The sequence below is a fragment of the Microbacterium sp. genome, from assembly GCF_031988965.1.
In the GTDB taxonomy this organism is placed as follows: domain Bacteria; phylum Actinomycetota; class Actinomycetes; order Actinomycetales; family Microbacteriaceae; genus Microbacterium.
On sequence record NZ_DALZXX010000145.1, the window covers coordinates 1 to 7297 of the forward strand.

General features: G+C 70.5%; 2 protein-coding genes. Both read left to right on the forward strand.

Annotated elements, in window-relative coordinates; all coding sequences use genetic code 11:
* Window positions 1-106 precede the first annotated feature (106 nt).
* Window positions 107-6121: an Ig-like domain-containing protein gene (locus RTM68_RS15890; protein ID WP_312172761.1), complete on the forward strand. Its 6015-nt coding sequence runs from the start codon at window positions 107-109 to the stop codon at window positions 6119-6121.
* Window positions 6122-6226: 105 nt separating this feature from the next.
* Window positions 6227-7192 carry a MoxR family ATPase gene (locus RTM68_RS15895; protein WP_194765313.1) on the forward strand — a complete coding sequence of 322 codons (966 nt, stop codon included), beginning with the start codon at window positions 6227-6229 and terminating at the stop codon, window positions 7190-7192.
* Window positions 7193-7297: the final 105 nt, after the last annotated feature.

Genomic DNA, 7297 nt, shown 5'->3' on the forward strand with positions numbered 1-7297 from the left:
CGAAGACCCGCTCACCACTCGTCGCGGGCGTGATCGGCGCCGTCATCGGGGCCGCCGTCCTCGCCGGCGTCGGCGTCGGCGCGCTGTTCCTGACGGGGGTCCTGTGATGGCGATCGGCGACCGCACGAGGAACGCCGCGAACCCGCGCCCGCGTCGCCGGCTCATCGCCGCGATCTCGGGCATCGCCGCCCTCGCCGTCGTCGTGACCCTCGCGATCACCGCACAGGGCTACGAGTCGCAGGAGGTTCCGCGTCTCGAGTCCGCCGTCTGGGTGATGCGCGACAGCGGACAGTACGCCCGCGTGAACACCGAGCTCGCCGAGATCGACACCGTCCGCAACGTCGACGACCCCGAGGCGGTCTGGCAGAGCGGCTCTGCTGCGGTGCTCTACGCACAGGGCAACCGGCAGCGCTGGGACGTCGATCCGGCCAGCCCCACCGACCTCCTCTCCGACCCGGCGGCAGAGGGCGCCCCGATCGCGTCGGAGCCGACGCCGGCGGGCACACGCGAGATCATCTCGGCCGGCTCCTACGTCGCCTATCGCACCGACACCGGTCAGGTCTCGGTGTCGACGCTCGAGTCCGGGGCCGCGACCGCTCTCGTCGACCCGTTCGCCGAGGTGGAGGTCGACGAGGGTGAGGACCCACCCACGTACACCGCGGATGCCGTCGGCCTGTCGCCCGACGGCCTGCTGGTGCTCTACTCGGCGGAGGAGGGCGCAGTCCGACGGTTTGACATCGACGAGTACCGATTCCTCGATGACGGCACCGCGCTCACCGGTGCCCCCGACGCCGGCGACGACCTGGCGCTCACCGTCATCGGCGACCGGTGGGCGATGCTGCAGGCGAGCACGGGCGACCTCTGGCTCTCGGGTCGCGACGAGCCCACGACACTCGACGTCGCCGAGGACGCCGTGCTTCAGGTCGGCGCCGCCCGTGGCGATGAGCTCGTCATCGCGGACTCCGACGGACTCATGACCGTCGATCTCTCCTCCGGCGAAGCCGACCGCACCGTCGACGCATCCGGCGTGCCGGCGACTCCGGTCGTGGTCGGCGGCCGGACGTTCGCCGCATGGCTGGAGACGGCATCCGGCACTCTGTGGACCGGCGACGAGACCGTGCCCCTGATCGTGCCCGACGAGGCGCTGGACTCCGCGACCATCGAACCCGTCTTCCAGCAGAACGGCGACCGCGCGGTGCTGAGCGAGCTCGGCACCGGGCTCATCTGGACGGCACCCGACGGAGTCCTGATCCCTCTCGAGCAGTGGGCGATCGAAGACGAGACGGAGCAGGAGGAGGGCACCGTCATCGTCGAGGACGTCGCCGAGCAGATGCCTCCGGTGGCCGTGAACGACGCCTTCGGCGTGCGTTCGGGGCAGCAGGTGATCCTGCCGGTGCTCTTCAACGACCACGACCCGAACAAGAAGGACGTCCTGTCGATCGAGCCCGGGTCGATCTCCGGACTCGCCGACGCCGAGTTCGGAGACCTGTCGCTCGTCGCGAACGGACAGTCTCTCGTCGTCAGCGTGCGCGCGGGGTCGGGACAGACCAGCTTCACGTACGCCGTGACCGACGGCGCCGCGACCTCGGCGCCCGCGACGGTCACTCTCACCGTCGTCGACGACGAATCCAATTCCGCGCCCGTGTGGTGCGGCGTCGATGCCTGTCAGCAGGAATGGCCGACACCGCAGCTGCTCCCCGGCGGCAGCACGATCGTGTCCGCCCTGTCGGGGTGGGTCGACCCCGAGGGCGACCCCTTCGTCCTGAGCGACGCCTACGAGACCGATCCGTCGTCGCCGGTCATGGTCGTCCCGATGGCCGACGGACGCGTCGCGATCCGTCACACGGATCCCAACGCGGCGGATGCCGTGATCCCCGTCACGGTCGTGGTCGAAGACGTGCACGGAGCGACGGCCGAGAAGACGCTCGAGGTCCAGGTCACCGGCAGCCCGGCGCTGATCGCCGCGCCGGTCGCCGTGACCGCGCGGGTGGGGGAGCGGCAGTCGATCCGGGTGTCCGACCATCTCTCCGGCGGCTCCGGTTCGTACCGGCTGGTGGATGCCGTGCAGACCGCGGCGACGGCGCAGGGCCTCGAGGTCACCCCCAACACGGCCGCCGGCACGGTCGAACTGACCGTCGCCGAACCCGGCCAGTACGTCGTCACATACACCGCTCAGGACACGTCGACCCAGGCCGAGCAGTCGGCGGTCATCCGCGTCACCGCGGTCGACGGATCGGCGGCGCTCGCGATGGCACCCCTGACCGCCTTCGTGCGCGAGGGCGAGGACACGACGGTCGACGTGCTCGACTCCGTGGCCAACACCAGCGGTCGGGTGCTGATGCTCTCGGATGCCGTGAGCTCCACCCCGCAGCTCAACGTGCGTGTCGTCGGCAACGAGAGCATCCGCGTGAACGGCACGACCGAGAGCGGAGACCCCGGCGTGATCGGCACGGCGACCGTGACGGTCGCCGACGGGGCGGGCGCCGCTGTGCAGGGCACCGTCACCGTCTTCCTCGCACCGCCCTCCACGGTCACCCGACCGATCGTCTTCCCGGATGCGATCACGGTGCGTGCCGGTTCGCTCACGCGCATCAGCGTCGCGGCGAACGACGTCGCTCCCCGCGGTGAGCCCCTCGTGGTGCTCCCCGAGGTCACGGGCTCCGGAGAGGCGGGCGAACTGGTCTTCGCCGACGGCAACGCGCTGCGCTACCTCGCGCCGACGACGCCCGGGACGTATCGCCTCACCTACTCGGTCTCCCTCGAGCGCAACCCCTCGCTGTACGACAACGGCGCGGTCACAGTGACGGTGCTGCCTGCCGGCACGAACCGGGCGCCGACGCCGACCACGCTCACCGGTCGGGTGCTGAGCGGTCAGACGGTGTCGATGCCGGTGCCCACGACGGGCATGGACAGCGACGGCGACCGGGTCGTGCTCGCGGGGGTCGATCAGCCCGAACGCGGAACGGGAACGGCGACCATCTCGGCCAGCGGAGACGCGATCGTCTATCGAGCACCCGCCGGCGGCGTGCCCGGTGGGCAGGCCTCCTTCCGCTACACCGTCCGCGATCCGCAGGGAGAGACCGGTACCGGCATCGTCCGGGTCGGAGTCCTGGACGCCGACATCGACGACACCGCGCCCGTGACGTTCAGCGATTACGTGCGCGTCGAAGCGGGGTCGTCGACGCCCGTCGTCCTCGACCCGCGATCGAACGACCTCGACCCCGCGCAGAGCGAACTCGAGATCACGGAGCTGGTGCCCAACGCGCCGCCGGTCAAGGGCAACCCGCTCTATGACCGGCTCACGTCGCTGATCGACCCCGACACCTCGCTGAAAGACGGTCGCGTCGTGCTGCGAGCCGGCGACACGGCAGGCACGAACTCCTACTTCTACACGGTCAAGTCGACGCGGTCCTCGAGCACGTCACAGGGTCTGATCGTCGTGACGGTCACCGACGGTGCGGTCACCGACCAGCCGACGGTCGCCGACACGGTGCTCACGGCGCGGGATCGGGACGAGATCGCCGAGCGCGGCATCGACGTCGTCACGAACCGCGTCAGCTGGCCCTCGGGCGACGTGGGCTCGCTGAAGCTGAGCCTGTGGGGCGACCAGCCCGGGTTCTCGGTGCAGGGCGATCGCATCATCGGACAGGCGCCCGAAGAAGGTGCGCTCGTGCCCTTCCAGCTCACCGGCACGGCGCAGGGCGGGCGCGACGTGGTCGGCCACGGCTTCCTGCACATCCCCGCCTTCGACGACATGCAGGTGCAGATCAAGCCCGGGACGACTCCCGTCGTGGTCGACGAAGACGCGTCGGTCTCGTTCGGGCTGAACGACTACGTCGACCTGGCGGCCTCCGACAGCATCGAGGTCGGTACCGGGGACTTCACGGCCCAGCGCGCCGCCGCCACCTGTGCCGCAGACGGTGCGGGCGGTGCCACGTACGAGGCGGGCCGGGAAGCCCCCTGGTCGGACACGTGCCTCGTGCCGGTCCGGCTGCAGGGGCAGGAACGGTGGTCGTACATCGACGTGCCGATCAGCATCCGCCCGGCGGAGCCGCAGCTGCTGCTCTCGTCGATCTCGCACACGGTCGCCCCCGGCGCGTCCGAGACCATCGACCTGTACTCGAACATGGCGAGCTGGGAGGGCGGTCGTGAAGGCGATGTCGGATCCCTCGACTACCGCGTCGTCTACAACGGCTCGGCGTTCATCGTGACGCAGAACGGGTCGTCGCTCACGATCGAGGCCCGCGCGGATGCTCGACCGGGGAACACCGAGACGGTGAGCGTCACGGTGCCCCGGTACGGCGAGCCCTCGGCATCCGTGCGTCTCGTCGTAGGAGCCGCGCCGCCGGATGCGCCGCGAGGCGCCACCCTCACACGGCAGTGCGTCGTCACCGACCCCAGCTGCTCGATCGAGGTCGTCGACGTCGCGGGGGAGTACGATCCCTTCGCGGGCAAGGCCGGTTCCGGCCTGCGTCTGGTGTCACTCGGCGGCGGCGCGCGGTGCGACGTCGCATCGATCTCGGCGTCGGGCAGCACGGCGATCACGGCCACCTGGCCGGGCGGCGGTCAGGCGCCTGGCGGTCAGTGCGTCATCCCGTTCGTCGTTTCCGATGCGCAGGGACGCACCGGCACGGGCACGCTGACCCTCGACCTGCAGGGCTTCCCGCAGGCGCCGGCCAGCGTCTCGACGGTCGGATTCACCCGGTCGACCGTCGAACTCGAGGTGCCGCTCGGTGAGGCCGGGCGCGCGCATCCCTCCGTCAGCGCGATCACGATCCTGCAGGACGGCGCACCCGCGAACGCCTCCTGCAGCCCGTCGGGTGGCGGGGTCTACCGCTGCACCGTCAGCGGCCTGGTCAACGGAGAGCCCCACGCGTTCACCGCATCCGCCGTGAACGCGGTCGGAACATCCGCCGCGACCTCTGCCCACACGACCTGGGCATACGCGGCTCCGGTCGTGTCGAACGCCTCGGCTGCCCCTGTCTATCGCCCCGGCGTGACCGAGCGCGGTCGTGGAGTCGCCGCGCTGTCGGTCGCAGCATCCGACGACGCCCGCGCGTTCCGCATCGAGGAGACGGGGCAGGTCATCGAGCGCACCGGGGCGACGACCACGGCCGACATCACGCTCTCGCCCGGAGCCCAGACGCTCACGCTCGTCCCGATCAGCCAGTTCCAGCCTCCGACGGGCGACGGCGGCAACGAGGGCGGTGCGTTCCGCACCACGGTGACGGTCGCCGGAACCGTGTACTTCGATCCCGCGGGCACGCAGGCGGCTCCGGCGTCGAACACCTCGGTGAACGTCTCGGGCGTGCGTGCGCAGGCCAACGGCAGTGCGCAGGGCCTCGACGTCGTGTATCTCGCCTGGCGATCGGGCAACGCGAGCTGCACCGCCGACGGCGACGGGCGCCTGGTCGTCTCGGGCGCCGAGGTGCAGTCCTCGTCCGAGACGCTCACGAAGCTCGCCGAGTACTCGACCTACAACGTCAAGGCGTGCGCCTCGAACGGGTACGGCGTCGCGGAGTCCGCCACGACCCAGGTGTTCACGTTCGTGTTCGTGGACGGCCCGAAGGGCAACACCAGCTACACGGTCGCGACCCAGCCGTCGGTCGATGGCAACCGCTATTCCTACGGACTCGAGTCGGCGCCGAACATCGCGGTGAGAGACGGCTTCACGCCGAAGTATTACCTGTACGGATCGTGGCGCGACGGCTTCGAACTGAGCAGCGATGCCTCACCGCTGCCGGTCAGCGCGCGCTCGTGCCACGCGGTTTTGACCCAGTACTGCTCCGACAACGTCGAGATCACCGCCCGGACCGCGCCCACCACCGTGGCCGTCCAGTTCCAGAAGTGCGTGCCGGCGGACGCGAACGATCTGTTCACGGTCACCGCCGCGGCGCGCGGCTCGTACTCCTCCATCCTCACGCCGAAGATCGTCGACGGCGTCTCCGTGATCGACGCGAGGATCACCTGGACCGGGGCATTCGCCGCGCTCAAGGCGATCACGCACCGGGCGCCGCTGTGCACTCAGCCGCCGCCCCCGAAGCCGCCCAAGCCCGATCCCGAACCGACCGGCACCCCGCCTCCGGCGGACCCTCTCGACCCGGTCGATCCCGAGGGATGAGCCCGCGGCGATGACCACCCCCCTGTGCCTTTGCCAACCGCCCTGCACCGTGCAGGCGCCTGAGACGAATACGGTTGCCCCATGCCTGCTCCCTCCGCTGCTCCCGTGACCATCGCCGCCGAACAGGCCGCCTGGTTCCAGGAGACGTTCTCGATCCTCACCGCCAACGTCGAACAGGCGATCCTGGGCAAGCGGCACGTCGTCGAGCTGGTGCTCGCCGCGGCCGTCAGCGGCGGCCACGTGCTGCTCGAGGACTTCCCCGGCACCGGCAAGACGGCCCTCGCCCGCGCGATCGCGCAGACCGTGACGGGCACCAGCACGCGCATCCAGTTCACGCCCGACCTGCTGCCGGGCGACGTGACCGGAATCACCGTCTACGACCAGAAGGAGGGCGCCTTCGAGTTCCACGCAGGCCCCGTCTTCGCGAACATCGTGCTCGCAGACGAGATCAACCGTGCGAGCCCCAAGACGCAGTCCGCGCTGCTCGAGGTCATGGAAGAGGGCACGGTCACGGTCGACGGAGTGACCCGCCCGGTGGGCTCGCCGTTCCTGGTGATGGCCACTCAGAACCCGATCGAGCAGGGCGGCACGTATCGTCTGCCCGAGGCGCAGCTCGACCGCTTCATGATCAAGACCTCGATCGGCTACCCCGACGAGGCCGCGACCATGCGCATCCTCCAGGGGGCCGCTCAGCCGAAGCACGTGCTCGACGGCATCGTCAGCACCGACACCATCCTCACGATGGCCGAGATGTCGCGCGGCGTGTACGTGAACCCGCTGGTCTCCGACTACATCATGCGCATCGTCGACGCCACGCGCCGCGCCTCCGAGGTGCGTCTCGGGGCCAGCGTGCGTGGAGCGCTCGCGCTCTCCCGCCTGGTGATGACCTGGGCCGCCAAGAACGGGCGCACCTTCGTGACCCCCGACGACGTCCGAGAACTCGCCGTCGTCGCGCTGGCGCACCGCCTGGTGCTCGAGCCCGAGGCCGAGTTCGACGGTGTCACGGCCGTCGCCGTCGTCGGGCAGATCCTCCTCGACGTCGAGCCCCCGCGCGAGAACGGCACTGCGTGAGCTTCAGCACCGAATCGCGCCTGACGCGCACCACGGCGGGCACGAGCACCTCGACCCGCACGTCGACGGTGACGCGCTACGACCGCACGCGCCGCGGCCCCGTCC

Excerpts from the sequence above, each read along its gene's own strand:
- RTM68_RS15890 (WP_312172761.1), top strand. The coding sequence starts at position 107 with ATGGCGATCGGCGACCGCACGAGGAACGCCGCGAACCCGCGCCCGCGT.